Origin of the sequence: Anaerobiospirillum succiniciproducens DSM 6400 (assembly GCF_000482845.1) — a bacterium.
GTDB classification, from domain to species: Bacteria; Pseudomonadota; Gammaproteobacteria; order Enterobacterales; family Succinivibrionaceae; genus Anaerobiospirillum; species Anaerobiospirillum succiniciproducens.
Genome location: NZ_AXWV01000135.1, coordinates 1 through 2112, shown reverse-complemented (window position 1 = coordinate 2112; position 2112 = coordinate 1). Strand labels below are relative to the sequence as shown.

Sequence of the window (2112 nt, the reverse complement as noted above, 5' to 3'; positions counted from 1 at the left end):
TACTCCTTTGGTCAATGTTTTTTATAGATCTAGGGAGCTAGGCATACTGGCCTGATGAGGGGCTGCAGCATATGCATGCTGCGCCCCTTTTGGCTTTATAAGCTAATCTAAGTCTGAGCGATACAGGTAACCTCTGTTACTATAGCTATATCTCCGGCACTTCCTCTAAATCTTCTGAAACACTGACAGGCATATCTATAGTCTGTCCAAGTTTTGCAACTGTCATCACTGATCTAGGCAGCTCAATCTTTAACTGTCTCAACAAAAATTCTTGGGCTCCAACAATTGGCTTCCATATCATGCCCGCTTTATACTGCTCTACCGTAATGCCGTTTAACACACGCAACACTTCTTTAGTAGACCGTAATTTGTTAGCGTACTTGCCTGGATTAGCTTCTCTAGCATCTCTAACACGGTGATTTAGCTCTGTGGTTAAGATTCCAGCTATATGTTGCAGAAAGAGTTTCTGTTGAAAACCTTTGTCTGTCTTAGCTTTAGTTGTTTTTCCGTCAAGACCAGATTTTGTACGTTGAATAACATTCTCGATACTTTGTCGTCTTCCATATCTTTCTTTTACTTCAGCACTACTCAAAGTAAGATCGTTAGTTACTAGCACCTGAAAACCTTTTGTGCTCAGGTGTTCCGTTATTGCTGCTCCATTCAATACTGGGCGTTTTTCTGGACTAATAGTGACTTTATCCTTCTTTATGGCTTTTGATTTCTTTGAGGTTGCAAAGGATTCGCTTAAGTATTTTTCAGCATCAAAATCAGAAAACTTTGCTAAGTAGTCACATTCTGCTGATGTAAGTTTTGCTCCGGACATGTACAAAGATACTAGGTCTTTAATTTTAGTCATTACAGACATGAACTCTTTGTGGTAGATATCTGGCGAGTATAAAACGTGATAGCGAAGAGTTACCTTTTCATCCAATTTGGCTCTCTTTCCATCTACAGGATACGATTCATATGTATGAGGACGATCGATATATTTACTCGATGTAATGTCTTCAAAATCAAGCACTGTATTGCTAACAGCCAAGCAAGAAGAGCTAGCTTCCTTAATCAGGCTTTTTACTTGAGCTTTTTGGCTCATGTTCACTATGAACTTTTGTCCACTACGAAGCATAGCATCAATGTTTCCGCCGCTATCATAGCCTCTATCAACAATAGCGGTCATAGAGTCTATATTGACACTATGTCTATTAATCTTTTCAAGAACATTTTCAAATGCAGACATATCGTTTGCGCGACCATTAAAAACATCGTACATGAGCGGTAGTCCGCTTTTTGAAGCGTCGCATATAAACTGTACATTGGCCTGGTTGTTGTAGTTTCCTTGCTTATCCACACCGCTGTCTATAAACATTAAATCTCGGTTCTTATGTGAAATCGGAGTACCATCAATAGCGGTACAAAGACCTTCCTTGATAATCCTCTCGTGATTATTCTTGAAATAGTGCGCTAAAAAGTTGTGGTGAAAATGATCTATGAAGTTATCGTTAATCAAACTGACGATACGTTTAAAAGCGCCAATATCCAAATTAGCGCAATCGGCCACAGCATAATAGTCACAGAAAGAAGTAAGACCTTCATATGTGTTTGTGCCATTAATGATCATTTGATACACAACAGTTTCAATACACAAAGTGTATTTAAGTGCCTTTTTCTTCGTTATTCTGCGAAGTCTTCTATGTTTCCCAGTTTCGGGATCTACTATTGGATCAGGCTTATAGTCCATGAAAGACTTAGCTAAAGCCATTCTCACTCCAGTATAAATAGCAAGCTGCTCTAAAGTTAAAATGCTACCGCCTGACTTAATGCCAAGTAGCTCGTTTGCTACAGCTTTAGGTCTTGACTCTATAGTCTTGCGAGTCTCATCAAAGGATAGGTTAATAAGCTGGGCAGGGTCTCTACTCATTGGCACGCCGCTAGCTGACTCAATCACCTTTCTTGTGCCAGCTAAGTGACTAGTCTCACCTGAGTCATCTGAATCACATTCAAGCTCATCCTCAAAGAGATCAATCTCTCGCTCTGGTTTTTTGTAAAAAAATTCACCACCCTCTGCTCTATAGATAGTTAATCCAACAAGTTGAGGATGTTCAATTAAGAATT

1 protein-coding gene is annotated in these 2112 nt (G+C 39.4%); it reads right to left on the bottom strand.

Translation table 11 applies throughout. From position 1 onward, the window contains the following. Positions 1-145: 145 nt before the first annotated feature. Positions 146-2112, bottom strand: a 1967-nt coding sequence (locus H524_RS15765) for an IS1634 family transposase (protein ID WP_044122304.1), incomplete at its 5' end; no start/stop codon positions are given.